Raw genomic sequence first — 21,145 nt, 5'->3', positions numbered from 1 at the left:
GCTTCTACTGCTGTCGCGGACGAAGCGGGGCCCCGGATCAAGTCCGGGGCGACGAACGAAGGGAAGGGATGCCGCTCCCGCCTAGAAGCGCGCCGACAGGCCGACCCGCACCGTCCGGCCGCGGACCTGATAATAGGTCGGGTAGGTGTTGAAGCCGTAACCGATCCCGTAGTTCAGGTCCTGGCCGATCAGTGGCGGGTCCTTGTCGAACAGGTTCTGGACGTTGAACCGCACGTCGATCCCCTTCACCAGCGTGACGTTGGTGTTGAAGTCGAAGTAGCTGTAGGCCGGGATGCGGTTGGCGAGCGGGTAGGTCTGGCCCGGCGCGGCCTTCAGCACCGTGCTGCTCGACAGCTTCGAATTCTCCGTGCCGCCGATGAAGCGCCAGGTGAAGCCGATCCCGCCCTTGATCCACGGCAGCTGCCAGTTGACGCCCCCGACATGCCGCCAGCGCGGCATCGGGTCCTGACAGGCGAAGCCGAAATAGCCGAGGCACGACCACGACGGGTTGCCGGGCGCGAATTGCTTCTCGAACTTGGTGGTCAGCGTGCCGTTGAAGTTCAGCCCGAACGTGCCGATGTTGTCGGCGAGGCCAAGCCGCTTGGGATCGAGCGCGTAGCTGGTGCTGAAGTCGATTCCGCGCGTCGCGGTATAGCCCGAGTTGTTGTAGCGCGCGTCGGCGACCAGCAGCTGACCGGTCTGCGGATCGCGCTGGTAGAACTGGCAGAAGAATTCGACCTTGTTGTCATAGCATTGGTTGAACGCCATTCCGATCCGCGTCCATTCGAACGCGCCCTGGATGTTGATGTCGTACCAGTCGGCCGAGGCGGTGAAGCCGGGGATGCCGCGCGGTTGCAGCACCACGCCGAGCGTCTTGCTGCGCGAACGTTCGGGTTGCAGCGCCGAATTGCCGCCGTTGACCAATGTCGTCGGGCAATAACCCTGTGAATCGCAACCGGTATAGCTGCTGAGCGCGTCATATTGCGCACGCGTCATCGCGACCGAGCATTGGTCGAACGTGTAGCGCGTCGCACCCTTGCCGTCGCTTGAGGCGCGCGGCGGGGCGCACAGATCGAGCATCGGCGTGTTGGGATAACGGTTCTCGCCTTCGAGCCGCTGCTGCACCCCGACGCGTACCGCGCGGTTGTAGCTGCCACGGAAGCGCAACCCGTCGACCGGCGCCCAGCTCGCCTCCGCCTTCCAGCTGCGGATCAGCTTCTCGTAGACGTCGTAATCGGAGATCCGATAGCCGCCGTTGATGCTGAGTTCCTTGAAGAACGGCTTGTCCTCGATCAGCGGGATGTCGATCTCGCCGCCCAGCTCCTTGACGCTGGTGCGCCCGTCGAAGGTGGTGAAGGTCGACCACGCGCCGAACCCCTGCGACTGGTTGCGGTATTTGCGATATTCGCCGGTGACCGCGAAGCCGATGCCGCTGGTCGCGAACGGGCTCTTGAGCCCATACTTTTCCAGCGTGCCGGAAATGACGCCGTTGAAGACTTGCAGATCGTTCTGCTGGCGGCGGCTGCCGTCGCCGGTCACATAATTATAGACCGCGTCGCTGATCGTGCTGTTCGACGAAAAGGCGTCGATCGGCTGGCAGGCGGGGTCGGTGCCGTCGATCGTCGACAGGCAGGTCGGCACGCCGTTCACGTTGCGGACCTGCAACCCCTTCGCCAGCCGGTCGGCCTGATCCGCGAACCACAGATGGTCGGACGACCCCTCCATGATGTTGCGGGTCTGCTGGTAGCTCAGCTCGAAACGGATGCTGTCGACGATCCGCCCCGACAGGTTGAGCGCGCCGCGCCAGTCGGTGGTGCTGTTGCGGAAGTTCTGGATCATTCCCGGGCGGAACAGCGACAGCGCGATCGGATTGCTCAGCGCGGTGGTGCCCGCCGCGGCGCCGCAGATCTCCTGCGCCTGCGCCGCGCTCAGGAACGGATTGTCGCAATTGACCGGCGCGTTCGGCGTCCATAGCCCGCCGTCGACCGAGTTCGCGCCGCGTTCGTTGATGCGGCTGTAGAGGAAGCTGCCGTTGAGCCGCAGCCCGAGCGGCAGTTCGGCGGTCAGGAAGCCGCCGGCATTGTAGGTCTCGCTGCGCCGCTGGATCGAATCGACGCGCTGGATGCGGACCTCGTCGGCGGTGTCGTAGGGGCGGAAGGCGCGCGAGCCGTCGAGCGCGTTGGTGCGGTCCTGCCCGTTGATGCTGAAGTAATTGTACGGATTGTAGGTGGTGCCGTCGCACGCATAGCTGGTGTTGCCGGCATCGCGGTTGTTCGGGTCGAACATCAGCAGCGGGCAATTGACGGTGTCGATCTCGCGATACTGGATCGGCAGCGCCAGTTTGTAGGTCGCGAACGCGCTGATGTTGAGCGCGCCGCCGAGCAGGTTCTTGCCCGCCGCCAGCGAGGCGAAATAATTGCCGCCGCCCAGCCATGGCCCGCGCGGATAGCTGTAGCCGGCCTTTTGCGCGGTTTCGCGCAGCAGCTGGCTGTCGTTGTTGTGGCTGAAGCCGCTGACCTCGCCGTCAAACGCGATGCCGTCGAACTTGCGCTTGAGGATGAAGTTGACGACGCCCGCGATCGCGTCGGAGCCATAGACCGCCGAGGCGCCGCCGGTCATGATGTCGATCCGGTCGATCAGCGCGCCGGGGATGATGTTGACGTCATTGTCCATCCGCTGGCCGTTGAGCAACGTCAGCGTCCGGCCCGCGCCCAGGTTGCGCAGGCCGACCGGCGCCGCGCCCGACGTCCAGCTCTGCCCCTGCAACCCCAGCATCGGGGTGACCTGCGGCAATTGCGCGAGCGCATCCTCGACGCGCGCGAGCCCGCGCTCCTTGAGATAGGTCGAGTCGATCGTCGCGATCGGCGCGTTGCTCGTCATATTGGGGCGGATGATCCGCGTGCCCGTGACGATGACGTCCGCCGGATCGACCTTGTCCTGCTTCGCGTCGATGCGATCGCTGGAGGCGGCCACCCCGGTGATCGCGGGCGTGTCGTCCTCCGGTGTCGATGTATCGGCGGCGACCTGTGCGAACGCGACACCCGGCCATGCCAGTGCGATCAACGAAGCCCCGAGCAGACGCCGCGCAGTACGAGATTCCCCCACCTCAAATCCCCAAACCATTGTTTTCTAGGGACTTTGAAGCACATCATCTTCTTGATTACAAATATATTATACGGTATTATCTGTTTTAGATCAGTGCCCTGCCGGTTTTATCGCGGACGCCAGCCGTGCACCGAGCAGCGCCGCGAACCGCTCGACCGGGCACCGCCGCGCGCAGCCCGGCACCGTCATCGCTGTCGTGGTGACGCGGCTCCCCAAACGGCCCAGCTCCGCAGGGGTCTGCGTCCGGTACGACAGGCGGACGAAGCGCGCGCCGGCCGCGTCGCGTAGCAGTTCCATCACCAGCGCGCCCATCGGCGCGGTGTCGTTCTTCGCATAGCCCGGCGAGACGAGGTCGACCCCCAGCGCCGCCGCGAGCGCGGTGACGTTGGTGTCGTGGCCGACCAGCAGGTCGAGCGCGGGGCCGTCCGGTGCGGTCAGCGCGGCGAGCACGCGGCGGCCGAGCGGCCCGGCCTGATGCGCGGCCATGTACGGCGCGCGGGTGAAGACGTCGAACAGCGCGGTGTGGAGCCGGCCGATGCGTGCCAGCACCGTCGGGGTGGCGCGGCCCCAGCCGGGGTGCGGCATCCCCTCGGCGGCCTCGAGCAGCAGCACCTGCGCGATCCCGGAGGTGCGACGGATCGAGCCGTCCAGCTCGACGCCGCGTCCGTCCGCGGTCGGGCGCAGCGCAGGCGGCGCGCCGGGGCTGCACGTCGGCTGCGCGCACGCCAGCACGCGGTCGAGCAGGCGTAGCTCAGCGGCGTGTTTCGCCACCAGCCGGTCCATCCCGCCGGTGAAGTTCTCGATCGAGGCGATCGCGTCGGCGGCGCGGAAGTCGGTGGTGTGGGCGCGCAGCGCTTCGAACAGCGGGTCGACCTCGCCCGCCGCGCGGTGGCCGATCGCGATGCCGCAGCCGGGCGCGAAGCCGGCGACGAACTGCTCGCCGCTGTCGATCGTCCGCTGGCTGGTGTTGGTCCACACCCTGACACTGCCGGCGGCCGGACAGCCGGTCGCGGGCAGCACGCCGCGCGCCGCGAGCCAGGCGCGGTCGGCGCGGCCACGGAGCGCCAGCGCCTGCGCGCCGTGCGGGGTGATCTGTTCCGCCGCGACCGGCCATGCCGGCCATGGCGCGGCGGTGAGCGTGCCGGCGGGGACCTCGCCGTCGATCGGCGCGCGCACGCCGTGGCGCATCACCATCACCACGCGCTCGACCGTCGGCGCGGCGTGCGCGAGGGCGGGGGTGAGCGCGAGGGTGAGGGCGAGGAGGGGGCGGAAGGCTTTCACGGCGTCATCCTTGTCATCGTCGGCCTGCGGGTCTGGTCGCGATCGTCACGACACGCCACCACCTTGCCACCCCGGCGAACGCCGGGGTCCAGTCGGGGAACGTGCATCGGTCATCGCAACGGTTCGCCCAACTGGGCCCCGGCGTCCGCCGGGGTGGCAGGGTGGGGTAATTTGGGGCGACCTTTACCGTTGCCCCCGACTTGTTCGAGACCTCTGCGAAAGTCTGAAGATCGCCATCGATCATTCGTCACCCCGGACTGCGGCATGACGGATGGAGTTTCGAAGAGGTCTCGTCTTCGCCGGGGTGGCAGGGTGAGGTGGTATGGCGTGGCCCTCACCGTCGCCCCGGCCTCGAGCCGGGGCCCCGCTTCTTGCCGACCGTTGCAGAAGAAGCGGGGTCCCGGATCACGTCCGGGGCGACGGTTGGGGGTGGTTGGGGTGGCGGATGCGCTTACCGCGTCATCGTCAGGCTGATCTGGAAGACGCGGCCGGTCTTGAGGTAACCGCCGTTGCGGTCGTTCGAGATATACTTCTCCGACCGGCCGACCGTCGTCCAATAGCTGGCATTGTCGAGCAGGTTGCGCGCCGACACGCCGATCTCGAGATGATCGGTCGCCGCGAACGCCAGGCCGAAGTTCAGCTCCTTGAGCGGCTGGACCCAGATGTCGGGCTGCGTGTCCTGCACGGTCGCGAGCACGCGGCCGGTGTAATTGTACCACAGGTTCGCGCGCATCGGCCCGGCGGCGTAGAACAATTCGGCGTTGTAGATCAGGTTCGGCGCCTGCGGCAGCCGCGAGGTGCGGAGGTCGCTGGCGGCGATCCGATAGGTCGCCTCGGTCGTCTGCCACGTGACGTTCCCGCCGATGCCGACCCCGCTGAGCAGCGGCGAGGCGACGAGGTCGCCGATCGTGAAGCGCCCCGACGCCTCGATGCCGGTCGCCTTGCCGGTGCCGCCGTCGTTGGGGCGCGTGTACTGGATGCCGTCGATCGTCTGGCCGGTGCTGCGCACCGCGGTGGGGACGAGGATGTTCGACAGGTCCTTGTGATAGACCGCGACCTGCGCATAGCGCCCGGTGCCGCCGTAATATTCGACGCCCAGATCGTAGCTCCACGCCTGCACCGGCTTCAGGTTCGGGTTCGGCTGGCTGATCGCGGTGATGACCGACTGGCCGGTCTTCGGGTCGATGTCGCGGGTGATGCGCGTCGGGCCGGCGAGCTGGTCGAACGCCGGGCGCGCATAGCTGGAGCGCACCGCGCCGCGCACCACGAAGCGCTCGTTCGGACGCCACGCCGCCAGCACGCTGGGATCGACATGGTCGTAGCGGCGACCGGCGTTGACGAAGCGCGCGCCGTCCGCGTCGGACAGGTAATAGCGCGCGGAGAAGTGGTTTGCCTCGTAGCGGACGCCCGGGACCAGCTCGAAATTGCCGGCGGCGAGCGTCGCGGTGGCATAGAGCGCCTTGCGCTGCTCCTCGCCCTGCAACAGCCCCTGGTTGATCGTCGCCTGCGACACCGCGATCGACGGCACCAGCAACCGCGCCTGGCTGTCGAGCTGCGCGCGCGACAGCACCTTGATGGGGCGGACCGGGTAGTAATCGAGGAAGTCCTTGAGGACGTAGCCGAGATATTCGTTGATCGTCGGACCCGTAACGCTGCCGCTCTGGAGCGGGGTCTTGAACCGGTAGCGCGTCGCGTCGGGCGCCAGCGAGCGGCCGGTGCGGTCGGCATCCTCGTACAGCCCGCCCACTTCGACGCGGCGCAGCACGCCCTCGCCGTCATGCCCGATGCTGGCGCGCAGCGTCTTCTTCTTCTCACTCAGATAGTCGTAGCCCTGCTGGACGTAGAGCTGCGTCGGGCGGTCGAGCGACGCGACATAGGCCTGCGCGCCCGTCGACAGCACCGGTCGCGGCGAGATCGGATTCGACAGGTCGACGCGCCACGCTTCGGTCGCGGTGCCGCTCTGCGTGGCGTTGCCGTAGGAGATGCCGCGGAACGCCGCCTCGATGCGGCTCGGCTGGTCGAAGCGACCATCGGCGTATGCGCCTTCCAGCGCGGCGGTGAAGCCGTTCCAATGCGCCTTCGCGCCGAGTTGTGCGGAGAACAATTCCTGCTCGACGTCCTCGGTGCGGAAATAGCTCGCCGGATTGACGCCGACCGGATTGTAGACGCCCGCCGCGCTATAGGCGGTGGTCGTGCCGCCGTTGTGCGCCTGCGACGGATTGGGGTTGGTCTGACCGTTGTTCAGCTCGTTGCGCAAGCCGGTCTGGTTCATCGTGTTGGTGTTGAGGTAGGTCGCGTAATTGACGCGCGCATACAGGTCGAGCGCGTCGGTGCGCATGTCGAGCGCACCGCTCGCGCCGTAGCGCTTGATCTTGTTGTTGTAGAAGTTCCACTGCACGCCGTCCGCCGACAGCGCATCCGCATTGGCGCGCGCGGTGCCGACGTTGACCTTCGTGGTCTTGTAGTCGTTCTGCACCGCGGTCGATTCCGCGGCATTGGCGCGTTCCTCGTAATAGCCCGCGAGGTAGAAGCCGAACTGCTGCGCGTCGCCGAAGCGCCGCGCGGCGTCGATCCCCATCGCGCCGCCCCATGCCTCCTGGCTGCGGTCGAGCGCGAGGCCGGCACCCTGCGCCAGCACGCGGCCGCGCGTGAAATTGGTGCTGAAGTCGAACGCGGTCGGGGTGCGCAGGTCGATGATGCCGGCGATCGCATCGGCGTCACGCGCCGCGCCCGGGGTCTTGTCGACCACCAGCCCGCCGATCGCGAACGGCGAGAACAGGTTGAGCGAGATCGCGCGCCCGCTGCCCGCGGTCTGCGGCAGCCGCACGCCGTCCAGCGTGTAGGCGTTGAACCCGGTGTCGAAGCCGCGGATCGTCGCGAACTGCGCCTCGCCGGTCGCGCTCTGGTTGCGGCCCTGGTCGCGCGCCACCGACACGCCGGGCAGCCGCCGCGCGAGATCGGTGACGTTGGTCTGCGAGTTGATCGCGACATCGCCGGTGGTGATGATGTCGACCACGCCCGCGGCCTGCCGCTCCTCGGCGAGCGCGCTGCGATCGCGGCGGCCGTTGACGACGATATCGCCGGTCAGCACCTCGCTGGTCGTCTGCCCCGCGGTATCGGCGGCGTCGGGCGCACGCTCCTGCGCGACGGCGGGCAGGCTGAGCGCGAGCGCCGAACAGGTCAGCAGCTGACGGATGCAGGACGAACGACGCCGACGCTGCCGGACGGCCGGCAGCGGAAGATGCGAGAACATGGAACCCCCGATATGATGTGTTTATAGGCGGCAAGCGCCGCGTCGGCGTCGCGTTAGGGCCGATCCGCGACGATTCGATGACACCAATCTATAACTTTTATGACGCCATCGTTCCGCATGTCGCCGCTGCCAGCCGGTTCCCGAGACCGATCCGGCAACGACGAGGCGTTCAGGGCTTGCGCCGCAGCGACCAGATCACGTTCGCCAACGCGGTGAGGATCGCGGCCACCGCCAGCAGCACGGGCGTGTCGATCATCATGACTCGACCTCCTTTCCTGCCGTTACCTCAGCAGGTTAGGGGCATGTAGGAAAGAACAAAAGCGGAACAATGCTACTCCCCTCCCTTTCAAGGGAGGGGCTGGGGGTGGGTGGCGTCCGGGTGATACGGTTGGCAGCAGCGCATCGGGCAACCGTACTCCCGGACGCGACCCACCCCCGACTCCTCCCTCGAGAGAGAGGGGAGTCTAGCTCAGCACGCTCCCACCAGCGCCACCACGCGCACCGCATCCATCCCCCCGTCGCGCGTCGCGCACACGTGCCCGCGCGCATCGGTCGCGATCGCGAACGGCAGCCCCGCCGCCCGCGCCAGCGCATCGGTGCGGTAGCGGCGCACCTCGCCGTCGGGCGGCGTCCAGCGATAGGCCTCGGGCACGCGCCGCCACATCGCCGCGGCGCGGGCGCCATCCTCGACCATGAACACCCGCACCGCGCGCGAACGCGCCGCCGCGGCGATCGTGTCGAGCCGCGCCAGCTCGGCATGGCACGGCGCGCACCACGGCGCGACCAGCAGCAGCACGGTATCGGCGGGATAGCGCGGCGCCTCCGGGGCCGGCGCGGCCGCCCCCAGCACCAGCGTCAACGCCATCAGCCGCAGCAGACCATATCCCCTCTCGACAGCGCGCGGCCGCCGTGATGTGTTCGCCGGAGCAACGGGAGGGTTCATGTCGATATCATTGCTCGCGCTGGCGATCGCCGGTCAAGCCGCCGCGCCGGCCGCAGCCGCGGCGCCGCAGGGTGCGCAGGCGCTGTTCGACGCGGGCAGCGCCGCCGCCTCCGACGGGCGCTGCGCCGAGGCAGTGCGCTATTTCGACCAGCTCGAGGCGGGCGGTGCGGTGAAGCGCAACGCGCTGCTCGCCGCGACGGTCGACGTTCGCAAGGGGCGCTGCCTGCTCGACGGGCCGCGCGCCGCGGAGGGGAAGGCGGCGATCGCGCGCGGGCTGCCGCTGCTCCTCGACAAGGGCGAAAGCTTCGCGGGCGACGTCTATGATGCGCAGCTGGCGCTCGGCCGCCGCGCGCAACGCGACTTCGACTATGCCGCCGCGGCAAGCGCCTATGCCGATGCCGCCGCGCAGCTCAAGGACGGCGCGCGCATCCCCGCGCTGCTGCGGCTGGCGCAGGTGACGATGTTCGATCACGACGGGCGCGCGCTGGCCGCGGCCGACGAGGCGCTGCGGCTGGCCAATGCCTCGGAGCTGGGCAGGAAGGACCTCGCCGCGGTGCAGACGATCCGCGCGCGCGTGCTGCTCAACGACGGGCGCACCAAGGAAGCCTATGCGATCCTCAAGGACAGCCTCGCCAAGCAGGGCGGGCTGACCAGCCGCGTCGGCGCGTCCGACATCGCGACGCGCTCCGACCTCGCGATCGCCGCGCTCAAGAACAAGGATCGCGACAATGCGCGCATGTACCTCGCCTATACCGGCGCGGGGCGCGTCCAGAACACGCCGTTCACGACCTCGGCATCGATGGCGCCGCCGTCGTGCGGCGACGGCGGGCTGACGCCGGAGGACGAGGCGATCGTCGAATTCACGCTGGAGGAAGACGGGCACGTCTCGGGCGTCATGCCGATCTACGCCACCGGCGCGCGCGACAAGGCGATCGCCTTCGCGCGCGCGGTCGCCGACTGGTCGTGGCGGCCCGAGAATGCGCGCAAGATCCCGGCGCTGTTCCGCTACACCACCCGCGTCGAGCTGCGCTGCGTCACCGCCGACCGCGCGCCGGCGCTGACCGCGCCGCTGGGCGAGATCGCGACGGCGTGGCTCGCGGAGAAGGGGGCAGGGACCCCGGCCTGGGCGGAGCTGTCCGCGGCCTCGGCGCTGCCGCTGCAACGCGCCGCGCTGGCCGCGGCGACCGCGCGCGGCGATCGCGCGAAACAGGCGCAGGCGGCGCTCGCGCTGGTCGACAATCCGGTCGCCGACGACAAGGAGAAGCCGGCGCTGGTCGGCACGGCGCGCGACGCGGTCGATGCGCTCGGCGCGCCCGTGCCGGTCCGCGGCTTCTTCGCGATCCAGTCGGGTGAGTCCGCCTCCGAAGGGATCGACCGGGAACGGACGCGGCTGCGCACCTTGCTGGCGCAGCCCGATTTCGCGAAGGACCCGCTGGTCGCCGCGACGCTGCGGCTGCTGATCGCGCAGCCGCGCTGGCGCAAGGGGCCGCCCGAGGATGCCGCGGTGCTGCTGCGGCAGGTAAACGCCGATGACGCCTTGCCCGCGCGCCATCCGTTGCGGATCGCCGGGCTGCTCGCGGAGGCCAATGTGCTTGCCGCGAACGGCGATCTGGCCGCCGCGCGCACGGTGTTCGATCGCACCGGGCTGACCGCCGAGCAATGCGCGATGATCGGGGTCACCCCGGCGATGCGCAGCATCGGAACCGGGCCGAACGACTTCCCGATGGAGGCGCAGCGGCTGGGGTTCGAGGGCTGGGTGCGCACCGCCTTCGACATCGCGCCCGACGGCCGCACGATCGCGCCGCGCGTCGTGATCGCCTATCCGCCGTTCATCTTCGACGAGGCGGCCAACGGCGTCGCGAAGGGGATGCGCTTCACCAGCAGCTTCCGCCCCGAAGGCGCACTGGCCTGTTCGGGCGAGCAGCAATCGGTGCGCTTCCTGTTGCCGGGGAGCACACCACCGACGTCGTGATCCTTCTCGCCTCCCTTTCAAGAGTGACAGGTCGGTCATGCCCCCGGCATGTCCTAAACGACGCGGCGCATCGTTTACCTGTCACTCGGTCGGGGGTGGATTGCGTCCGGACAATACGGTTGCCGAACGCGCGCCGGGAAACCGCACCATGAGCACGCCACCCACCCCCAGCCCCTCCCTTGAAAGGGAGGGGAGTGGTCGGTCGGTGTGTCGGCCAGAGATAACATACCCATATCGCTGATTTCTCCGGCATAAGACCGGCATGACGCCCGCAGCGGACCGCGATGACGACACGACCGCCGACTGGCCCGTCGCTGCGATCGCGTGCTTCCTCGTTCTCACCGTGCTGTTCGGCGCGCCGTTCGCGGTCTTCGCGTCCGCCGCGCAGCACGGTCCGTTCGCCGCGCTGATCGGCCCGGCGTTCATGTGGACGCCGGGGCTCGCCGCGCTCGCCACCTGCCGGTTGTTCGGACGGCCGGTCGCGGCATTGCCGTGGCGGTGGCCAGCGTGGCGCTATGCGTGGCTCGGCTATGCGATCCCGCTCGCCTATATGCTGGCGGCCTATCCGATCCTGTGGGCGACCGGGCTCGCGCCCGCGCGCTTCGCCGCCTTCGATGCCAGCGCGCGTGCCGCGCTCGGGCTCGGGCCCGGCGCCGCGACGCTCGCGGCGGCGCTGCTGGTCGCGACGATCGGAGTCGCGCAGGCCGCGGCGAGCGCGCTGGGCGAGGAGATCGGCTGGCGTGGGGTGCTCGTCCCCGCGCTGGCGGACCGGATGTCGTTCGCAGGCGTCGCGTTCGTCAGCGGCGTCGTGTGGTTCGCATGGCACATCCCCAGCATCGTCTTCGCCGGATACAGCGCCGGCGCGCCGCTGCCGTTCACGCTCGCCTGTTTCGGCATCGGGACGATCGCGATGGGCGCGATCGCGGCGTGGCTGTCGTTGCGGTCGGGCTCGCTGTGGCCGGCGGTGCTGCTCCACGCCAGCCACAATGCGTGGACCGAATTGCTGTTCGACCGGCTGACGCTCGTCACCCCGCGCAGCGCGCGCTGGGCGACCGAGTTCGGCATCGGGCTCAACGCCACCACGATCGTCGCGCTGGTGCTGCTGTGCTGGTGGGGCGGCGTGCCGAGGACCGCCGCGGATCGCCGCTGACCGCGCGCCCCAAACATGGGTTGGTGCGTTCGCGACCCATGACCATGTTGATTCCGGTGCTGGGCGACCAGTTGACGCACACGCTCGCCAGTTTGCGCGACGCTGACCGTGGCGGATCGGTGGTGCTGATGATGGAGGTGTGGGACGAGGCGACCTATGTCCGCCACCACAAGAAGAAGATCGCGCTGATCTTCGCCGCGATGCGCCATTTCGCCGCCGAATTGCGCGCCGACGGCTGGATGGTCGATTACGTGCCGCTCGACGCGCCGGGCAATACGCACAGCTTCACCGGCGAGGTCGCGCGCGCCGCGACGCGCCACAAGGCGACCGCGATCCGTACCGTCGCGGGCGGCGAATATCGCGTCCGGCAGGCGCAGGACGAGTGGGCGGCGCAGACCGGATTGCCGGTCGAGATCCGCGAGGACGACCGCTTCGTCTGTCCGCTCCCCGATTTCTACGCCTGGGCGCAGGGGCGGCGCGAGCAACGGATGGAATATTTCTACCGCGACCTGCGCCGCCGCACCGGGCTGCTGATGACCGCCGACGGCCAGCCCGAGGGCGGCAAGTGGAACTACGACCACGACAATCGCGACACGCCGCCGCGCGGGGTGAACTATCCCGCCCCCGAACGCTTCGCGCCCGATGCGATCACGCAGGACGTGCTGGCGCTGGTCGGCAAGCGTTTCGCGGATCATTTCGGCGACCTCGACCCGTTCGGGCTGCCGGTGACGCGCGCGCAGGCGCTGGTTGCGCTCGAGCATTTCATCGCCGCCGCGCTCCCCGATTTCGGCCGCTATCAGGACGCGATGATCGCGGGACAGGATTATCTGTTCCACAGCAGCCTGTCCTCGAGCATCAACCTCGGGCTGCTCGGCCCCATCGAGGTGTGCGAGGCGGCGGTCGCGGCCTATGCGCGCGGCGATGCGCCGCTCAACGCGGTCGAGGGGTTCGTGCGACAGATCATCGGCTGGCGCGAATATATGCGCGGCATGTATTGGTGGGACATGCCGCGGCTCGCGACGCGCAACGCGCTGGAGGCGCACCGCCCGCTCCCCGATTTCTACTGGACCGGCGACACCGATATGCGCTGCCTCGCCGAAAGCATCGGGCAGACGAAGCGCGAGGCCTATGCGCATCATATCCAGCGGCTGATGGTGCTCGGCAATTTCGCGCTTTTGGCGGGCATCGATCCGCAGGCGGTGTCGGACTGGTATCTGGTCGTCTATTTCGACGCCTATGAATGGGTCGAGATGCCCAACGTCATCGGGATGAGCCAGTTTGCCGACGGCGGCGCGATCGCCTCCAAGCCGTATGTGTCGAGCGGGGCGTATATCGACCGGATGTCCGATTATTGCGGGCGCTGCCGCTATGACGTGAAGAAGAAGACCGGCGCGGACGCGTGCCCGTTCAACGCGCTCTACTGGGACTTTCTCGCGCGCCACGAAAAGCGCTTCGCGGGCAATGCGCGGATGCGGAACATGTACGGGACGTGGCGGCGGTTCTCGGACGAGAAGCGCGCGGACTATCGCGCAAGCGCCGCGGCGTTCCTCGACACGCTGGTGCCGGCGGAGGAGGGCTGGGCGCATATTTCAGCGACGTGAAATATCCGTGAGACATTGGTTAAAACCCCATTGACGCTACCCCGCTGACAAGACAGTCTCCGACGAAACTTCCTCGGAGGAGACGGGAGTGGCGACAGGGTATCGGTCGGGGGCAGGAATCGCAGCGGCGTCGTCGCTGGCGCTGCTCGCGGTCGACGCCGGCGCCGGGGCGACCGCCGTGCCGCCACCCGCGCCCGCGCCCGCCACCCCGGCGGCGATCTGGCAGGACATGACCGCGCTCGGCGTCACCTGCCTCGTCCATACGCCGCGCGGAGTCGATACCGGCGCGCTCCACGACCGGCTGTGCGCGGCCTTCACCCGGCAGGCGGCCAGGGGCGCGCCGGTGCCCGTCGCCGCCACCCCGCTGGGCGGTGCGGCGCTCGCGGCCGGGCGCGTGACCCTGCTGGTGCAGGCGACCGTCGCGCCGGTGAACGGCGCGGATGCGATCGCGCTGACGCTCCGCCCGTTCCGCAACAGCACCGGCGCCGGCCAGTTCTTCGCCGCCGCGCCGCGCATCGTCGCGGCCGGCGACGCCGCCGCGCTCGACCGCGCGGTCGCCGGGCTGCTCGCCGATACCCTGCCGTGGCAGGCCGGCGCGGTCCGCCGCGGGCGGACGCTGCCCGGCGCGCCGCCGCGATCGTAGCGCGGGGCGCGACATCATCCGATCATCACCGTTGAGCGTAAAAAGAGGGGAATGGGGTTATGGCCATCGGAAATACCGCCGAGATCGAGCAATTGATCCAGCATGGCGAGCATCAGAACAGCGTGCTCAAGGACGTGGCCTGCACCTGCCCGGCGTGCACCGGCGGCGTGCAGAAGGATGCCGGCTTCGTCGATCCGCTGGCGGGGCTCAAGCTGAGCGCCGAGCAGGGCTCGGTCGATTATCTCGCCGGCACCACTGCCGCGAACGGCAAGCCGATCTGGTCGGCCGACCAGATCGCCGATTATCTCAACCGCTCGGGCGCGAGCTGGATCGGCGGGCCGGACCCGGCGCGGCAGGGCGACAGCAACCTGCGCGAGGTGACGTTCGGCTTCCACTTCTCGCAGGAGCAGCTCGCGGCGAGCGGCTATTCGTATCGCTATGAAGGCAACGTCGAATATCTCGACGAATATTTCAACTTCGCCGCCTTCAACGCCGCGCAGCGCGACGCCGCGCGGCTCGCGATCAGCTTCTGGGACGATGTCGTCGACATCTCGTTCCGCGAGGTCAACGCCTATCAGGCCGATATCAACTTCGGCAATCTGGCCAGCGCGCCGAACACGCAGGCCTATGCGCGGCTGCCGTTCGGCACCGTTTCCGACGATCCCGTCGTCAACGGCGATGCCGAGCGGATCGTCGGCGACGTCTGGGTGTCGGCCAGCCAGCCGAGCAATTTCCAGCTGACCCCCGGCGGCTACGGCCTCAACACCCTGACCCACGAGATCGGCCATGCGATCGGCCTGTCGCACCCGGGCAATTACAATTTCGGCCCCGGCTTCGCGGTCAATTACGCCAATGGCGCGGAATATTATCAGGACGCGCGCAACTACACGATCATGTCCTACTGGAACCCGAACGCGATCGGCGCGGGCGACATCGACTGGAACACCATGGCCTATGCTTATGGTGGCACGCCGATGATCCACGACATCCTCGCGGTGCAGAAGATGTACGGCGTCGACACCACCACGCGCACCGGCGACACCGTCTATGGCTTCAATTCGACCGCCGGCAAGTCGGTGTTCGACTTCACGGTCAACAAGGCGCCGATCATGACGATCTGGGATGCCGGCGGCAACGACACGCTCGATGCCTCGGGCTATCGCACCAACCAGATCATCAACCTCAACGCCGGCTCGCTGAGCAGCATCGGCGGCGTGACGATCGAGGAAGTGCGCGAGCGGCTGTCGTTCGAGCAGGTCAACGCCAACCGCGCCGCGCTCGGCTATGAACCGATCGCGCGCGCCAGCTACGACGCGCTCTATGCGCAGCTGCTCGCCGGGCAGCGCAACCTGGCGCTGACCGACAATGTCGGCATCGCTTATGGTGCGATCATCGAGAATGCGGTCGGCGGCAGCGGCAACGACACGATCATCGGCAACGGCGTCGTCAACCGCCTCAACGGCGGCGCGGGCACCGATATCGTCAGCTACCGCGATTCCACCGCGGCGGTCGCGGTCTCGCTGCTCACCGGGCGCGGCACCGCGGGCGATGCCAAGGGCGACATCTACCTCAATTTCGAGGGGATCGAGGGCGGCCGCGGCAACGACACGCTGACCGGCGACAATGGCGCCAACACGCTGATCGGCGGTGCGGGGGCCGACACACTGATCGGCAACGGCGGGTTCGACACCGCCAGCTATCGCACCTCGACCACCGGGGTCACCGCGTCGCTGATGTCGAATTCGGGCAGCGTCGGCGATGCCAAGGGCGACAAGTTCGTCAGCATCGAGGCGCTCGAGGGCGGCAGCGGCGACGACATGCTCTACGGCTCGAACAATGCCGACACGCTGACCGGCAATGCCGGCAACGACGTCCTGTACGGCTGGGGCGGCGACGACACGATCTTCGGCGGCGCGGGCGACGACCTCATCTACGGGCATGACGGCAACGACTTGCTCGACGGCGGGACCGGCGCCGACCGGCTGATCGGCGGGCGCGGCAGCGACACGCTGTACGGCGGCGACGGCGACGACATCCTCGAAGGCGTGACCGACGACGACGTGCTGTTCGGCGGTGCGGGCAACGACACGCTGCTGGGCGGCGACGGCGACGACGTGCTGATCGGCGGGACCGGCAACAACCTGTATGTCGGCGGTTCCGGTGCGGACGTGTTCCGCTTCGTCAGCCTCGGCGTGAAGGACACGATCCGCGACTTCACGCGCGGCGTCGACAAGATCGACCTCAGCCAGCTCGACGCCAAGACCGGCGGCGTGGTCGATCCGTTCACCTGGCTGGGCGACGGTGCGTTCACCAAGACCGCGGGCGAGCTGCACACGGTGCGGATCGACGGTCTGAACTATCTGGAAGGCGACGTGAACGGCGACGGCATCGCCGACTTCTCGATCCAGACCAACCTCAAGATCGTGGTGAGCGACATCATCTTCGGGTGACGACGACCGCGCGGGCGGCGACGCCCGTGGGCGACGATCCGAATCATGCGGCGCGGGAGCGATGCCTCCCGCGCCGCTTTTCTTTGCGAAAACCACGCCCTTCCACCCCCGGCGGTGCACAGCGAAGCATAATCTCAAGTCATTCCAAGTGGTTTTGCGAATAAAATAAATTGGTATTGTTAAAATATCTGGCGGGTGCCAGCCTCTTGATGCTGATGCCGGGGGGATCGGCTGATCGCAGAAGAAATGGCCAACAATGGCGCGGCGCTGACCTTCCCCGATGTTTGGCGAACAAGAGGGGAGTTCTTTGTGATGTTAATCAAGGGGTTGCTGGCCAGCGGATGTTGTCTGGCGGCATTGGTCGCGATGCCGGGCGTTGCCATGGCGCAGGCAAGCGCTGCGCCGGACACGCAGATCGGCGACCCGGTCGCCTCCGCCAAGCTGGCGGCGGATGTGGCGACGGACAAGAATGCCGACAAGCCGGTCGCCAACGAGGTGATCGTCACGGGCACGCGCATCACGCGCCCGAACAACCGCTCCGCCGCGCCGATCACCACGACCACGTCGGCCGAGATCGCCGCGCAGGGCGCGACCACCATCGAGGAAGTGCTCAACCGGCTGCCGCAGGTGCAGGCCAATGCCGAGCAGAATTACGGCGATACCGACACCGGCAAACAGCGCATCAAGCTGCGCAGCCTCGGGTTCGAACGCACGCTGACGCTGGTCGACGGGCTGCGGCTCGGCATCCAGAACGGCATGGACGTCAGCCTGATCCCCAACGAACTGGTCGAGCGGATCGACGTGCTGTCGGGGGGCGCGTCGTCGGTCTATGGCTCGGATGCGGTCGCGGGCGTCGTCAACTTCGTGCTGAAGAAGAATTTCGACGGCATCACGCTGTCGGGCAACTACAGCTTCTACAATCATCACAACGACCCCAACGCCGTCACCGCGGCGGCCGATCGCGCCTTCTTCCCGTCGGCGCGCGGTTGGGCGAACGACGGCGGGCGCGCGAACGTCACGCTGTCGGCGGGCAAGACCTTCCTCGACGGCGCGCTCAGCATCTCCGGCTATGCCAATTACCGCCATTCGGATCAGGTGAGCCTCGGCGACCGCTCGCTGTCGGCGTGCGAGGTGTCGCAGACGCTCGCGACCGGGGCGCTCAACTGCACGCGCAGCACCTATACGCAAGTCGGCACGATCATCCCCGGCGGGATCGGGCGCGGCCGGACGCTCGTCAACAATCCGGACGGCTCGGGCACGTTCCTGCCGTGGAACTCCGGCCGGGGCACTGCGACCAACCCGTTCGACGAACTCGCCTTCCAGCGCGAATTCAATCGCATCAACACCGGTGCGTTCGTCAACGCGCGTCTTTCCGACCAGATCGAACTTTATTCGACCGCGATGTTCTATCGCGATCGTTCGGTGAACACGGTGCCCAATCGCGTCTTTTCGTACAGCGCTTATGGCAGCGACCCGTATCAGGTGAATTGCGACAATCCGTTCCTGTCGGCGTCGCAGCGCACCACCCTGTGCGGCTCGGCGACCGCCGGGCTGGTGCCGCTCGAGCTTCGCTACCGCTTCGATGGCGCGCCGCTGGTCAAGACTGGGTTCGAGAACCGCGGCGCGCGGGTCGCGGGCGGGTTGCGCGGCCGGGTGCTCGACGACGCGTGGAGCTATGACATCGCCGGCGTCTATTCGCTGACCAGGTTCAAGCGGACCTATCCGGCGCAGCCCGCCTTCGACCGCGTCAATCGCTCGCTCAACGTCGTCAACGTGAACGGCAAGCCGACCTGCGCGTCGGTGGTCAGTGGGGTGGACCGCGCCTGCGTCCCGTTCAACGCCTTCCTGCCGTATAACAACGACCGCGCGCTCAACGACTATCTGTTCACCAGCGTCGACGGCAGCGAGAACAGTTCCGGGCAGATGTGGCAGGCGCTGGCGGTGCTGAATGGCGACCTTGGCAAATATGGCCTCACCTCGCCGCTCGCCGAACAGGGCGTCGCGGTCGCGATCGCGAGCGAGTTCCGGACCGAGCTCTTCAAGAGCGGTGCTGACAAGCAATTCCGCGAAACCAACGGTGGCAGCGACCAGCGCTTCACGCAGAACGTGCTCGAATCCAATATCGAGGTGCAGGTCCCGCTGATCGAGAACAAGCCCTACACCGACCAGCTGCAGGTCAATGCCGGCTACCGCGTCTCGAAATACAATCGCCTGAACGGCACCTTCGATACCTGGAAGGTCGAGGGCGTGTGGGGGCCGATCGCGGACATCGGTTTCCGCGCGTCGTTCAACAAGGCGCAGCGTGCGCCGACCGTGATCGAGGCCGATCAGGCGAGCAGCATCTATTACACGCGCAGCGGGCCCAACGATCCGTGCGCCTCGACCCCCGACCCCAATTCGTCGGACCCAAACGTCCGCCTCGCGCCCAAGGCGACGCTGGAGCAATGTCGCCGCACCGGGCTGCCCGACAATCTGTATGGCAGCGCGACGCTCAACTGCCTCGACAACAGCTGTACGGTGCGCAACGGCGGATTCAACCTGCGGCCGGAGACCGCCTATACCAAGACGTTCGGCGTCATCTTCCGCCCGCGCGTGCTGAAGGGACTGACGGCATCGGTCGACCGGTTCATCATCAACCTGAACGACTCGATCGACTTCTTCCAGGTCGCTGACTTCCTCAACAACTGTCTGACCACCGGGCTGCAATATTATTGCCGCGGCGTCGTGCGCACCCCGGGTACGGGACGGCTCGACAGCGCCGCGACCGGCAATCCCACCAGCGGCTGGTACGCGCGCGGCACCACCAACACCTACAAGTCGCAAGCGCATGGCTGGGATTTCCAGGCGCAATATACGCTCGGGCTCGGCGCGGTCGGCACGCTCGACACGTCGTTCAACGGATCGCTGACCACGCGCGTCGGCAGCCAGGGCTCGCCCGATGCCACCGCGCGCAATTGCGTCGGCTATTATGGCGGCGGGTGCGGCGAGAGCATGCCGCGCTGGGCGCACGGGCTGCGCGCGACCTGGACCACGCTCGACAAGACCAGCAACGTCTCGGTCAACTGGCGCCACACTTCGGCGATGACGATCGGCTACAATGCGCCCGCCGACACCGGCATCCCGCGCAACGCGCAGGAGGTGCGCAGCTTCTACACCGGCGTGCCGGCCTATGACTACATCGACCTGTCGACCAGCTTCGACGTCGCCAAGCGCTTCACGCTGCGTCTGGCGGTGAACAACCTGTTCGACCGTGATCCCCCGCTACTGCCGGACTCGCGCAGCACGCTCGGGCTGCTGCGGAGCAATACCTTGTTCCGCTACGACCTGCTCGGGCGGCAGATCGTCGTCGGCGCGACCGCGCGCTTCTGAGGTCGGAACGGAGGCCTACCCGGTCGTCGTCGCGACCGGGTGGCGCCTTCACCGCTCCGCCACATTCGGGGTTTGCGGCGGCCGACCGTGCCTCACGCCTGTCATCATCACGATCCACGTCGGCCGTGAACAGCGATCGCCCAGGAACAACGGAAGCGTCATCGTGTCGAGCAAGCCGAGATCGCCGCTAGCCCGGCTGCGCGTCGCGCGGCAGCGCGTGCGCGCGCGGCTCGACCAATGGTTTCCCGACCGCGAGTTCATCATGCGCGCGCAGGGGCAGGTCCGCTTCCTCCGCCTCTCGGCGCGGACGCAGAAGCGTGCTGCGACCGGCGCGCTGGTGCTGGCGCTGGCCTATGTCGGGTCGATCACCACCTTCGCGCTGATCCGTTGGCATGACGCCGGCGACGCGACCGCGCTGCTCCATCGGCAGGCGCGGGTCGAAAAGGCGGAGAGCCGCGTCGCCGCCTATCGCCGCAATCTCGACGATGTCACCGCCGACCTGGAAACGGCGGCAGGATTTCATCGAAAAGGTCACGCAGGCGCAAGCGTGCTGCCCGACGATCGCAGGGACGGTGAAACCGTCACCAACAGCAGCGGCGAAGCGGCGCGAACGATCGACAAGGTCAGCGCCGCCGTGCCCGAGGCGGGCAATCTGGCGCGCATGGAAGCACGCCAGCTGGCGTTCGTCGAAGACCTGACCCGCTATGCCGACCGTCGTGTCGCGCGGGATCTGGCGATCATGCGTCGGCTGGGCGTCGATCCGGGCATGATGCTCGGCGAGACGGGCAGTGAGGCGATGGGCGGCCCGCTGCTGGCGTTGTCCACCGAGGCCGATGGCGCGATCGACCCGCGCTTCGCCCGGTTCGGCGCCAGTCTGTCACGGATGAGCGCGCTGGATCGCGCCCTCTCCCGGATGCCGCAGGTGCTGCCCGCCAGCGCGGATTCGATCTCGAGCGGGTTTGGCTATCGCGTCGACCCGTTCACTCATCACGGGTCCTTCCATCCCGGCCTCGATTTCCGCGGTCCGCCCGGCGCCGCGATCTATGCGGCGGCGCGCGGCCTGGTCAGTTTCGTGGGACAGCGCGCCGGCTACGGCAATTGCGTCGAGGTGACGCATGGCCCCGGGCTCGTCACCCGCTACGCGCACATGTCCGCATTCCACAGCCATGTCGGTCAGCACGTTGCCGCGGGGCAGGTCATCGGCGCGATCGGCTCCACCGGGCGTTCGACCGGCCCGCATCTGCATTTCGAGGTGCGGATCAACGGCCGCCCCACCAATCCCCGTCCCTTCCTGGAGGCGCGCAGCCATGTTCCATCGAAAGTCGTCGGCGTCGCCACGGTCCCCGGCACCACCGACCCAAGCGAAGGCCACGACTGA

Annotated in this window: 11 protein-coding genes; 7 read left to right on the top strand and 4 right to left on the bottom strand. The window is 68.0% G+C overall.

Going from position 1 to position 21,145, the window contains the following annotated elements; all coding sequences use genetic code 11:
• Positions 1 to 81 precede the first annotated feature (81 nt).
• From PGN16_RS07655 to PGN16_RS07640, 4 genes are all read right to left on the bottom strand, one after another.
• On the bottom strand, positions 82 to 3,063 hold the full coding sequence (locus PGN16_RS07655) for a TonB-dependent receptor domain-containing protein (RefSeq protein WP_335308826.1): 2,982 nt from the start codon (positions 3,061 to 3,063) through the stop codon (positions 82 to 84).
• A gap of 132 nt (positions 3,064 to 3,195) precedes the next feature.
• Positions 3,196 to 4,386: a histidine-type phosphatase gene (locus tag PGN16_RS07650; protein ID WP_335308825.1), complete on the bottom strand. Its 1,191-nt coding sequence runs from the start codon at positions 4,384 to 4,386 to the stop codon at positions 3,196 to 3,198.
• A gap of 451 nt (positions 4,387 to 4,837) precedes the next feature.
• A complete protein-coding gene (locus tag PGN16_RS07645; RefSeq protein ID WP_335308824.1) occupies positions 4,838 to 7,639 on the bottom strand; it encodes a TonB-dependent receptor in 2,802 nt (933 codons plus the stop codon).
• A 469-nt stretch (positions 7,640 to 8,108) separates the two neighbouring features.
• A complete protein-coding gene (locus PGN16_RS07640; protein WP_335308823.1) occupies positions 8,109 to 8,504 on the bottom strand; it encodes a hypothetical protein in 396 nt (131 codons plus the stop codon).
• A 76-nt stretch (positions 8,505 to 8,580) separates the two neighbouring features.
• Here PGN16_RS07640 and PGN16_RS07635 point away from each other — a divergent pair, with 76 nt between their 5' ends.
• The 7 genes from PGN16_RS07635 (at position 8,581) to PGN16_RS07605 (ending at position 21,145) form a co-directional block, all read left to right on the top strand.
• Positions 8,581 to 10,554, top strand: a complete 1,974-nt coding sequence (locus PGN16_RS07635; protein ID WP_335308822.1) for an energy transducer TonB — start codon at positions 8,581 to 8,583, stop codon at positions 10,552 to 10,554.
• A gap of 262 nt (positions 10,555 to 10,816) precedes the next feature.
• Positions 10,817 to 11,704, top strand: a complete 888-nt coding sequence (locus PGN16_RS07630; protein WP_335308821.1) for a CPBP family intramembrane glutamic endopeptidase — start codon at positions 10,817 to 10,819, stop codon at positions 11,702 to 11,704.
• Positions 11,705 to 11,742: 38 nt separating this feature from the next.
• Complete coding sequence (locus PGN16_RS07625) at positions 11,743 to 13,305, top strand: cryptochrome/photolyase family protein (RefSeq protein ID WP_335308820.1); 1,563 nt, start codon at positions 11,743 to 11,745, stop codon at positions 13,303 to 13,305.
• Between the two features lie 88 nt (positions 13,306 to 13,393).
• Positions 13,394 to 13,948 (top strand): hypothetical protein, encoded by a 555-nt coding sequence (locus PGN16_RS07620; RefSeq protein WP_335308819.1) that lies wholly within the window; start codon positions 13,394 to 13,396, stop codon positions 13,946 to 13,948.
• A gap of 59 nt (positions 13,949 to 14,007) precedes the next feature.
• Positions 14,008 to 16,398 carry a M10 family metallopeptidase C-terminal domain-containing protein gene (locus PGN16_RS07615; protein ID WP_335308818.1) on the top strand — a complete coding sequence of 797 codons (2,391 nt, stop codon included), beginning with the start codon at positions 14,008 to 14,010 and terminating at the stop codon, positions 16,396 to 16,398.
• Positions 16,399 to 16,710: 312 nt separating this feature from the next.
• Entirely contained in the window at positions 16,711 to 19,767 is a 3,057-nt protein-coding gene (locus tag PGN16_RS07610; protein ID WP_335308817.1) for a TonB-dependent receptor domain-containing protein, read from the top strand.
• A gap of 163 nt (positions 19,768 to 19,930) precedes the next feature.
• Entirely contained in the window at positions 19,931 to 21,145 is a 1,215-nt protein-coding gene (locus PGN16_RS07605) for a M23 family metallopeptidase (RefSeq protein ID WP_335308816.1), read from the top strand.

Origin of the sequence: Sphingomonas phyllosphaerae (genome assembly GCF_036946485.1) — a bacterium.
GTDB classification, from domain to species: domain Bacteria; phylum Pseudomonadota; class Alphaproteobacteria; order Sphingomonadales; family Sphingomonadaceae; genus Sphingomonas; species Sphingomonas phyllosphaerae_E.
The sequence above is the reverse complement of the archived record's forward strand: the minus strand, read 5'-3'. Positions and strand labels throughout refer to the sequence as shown.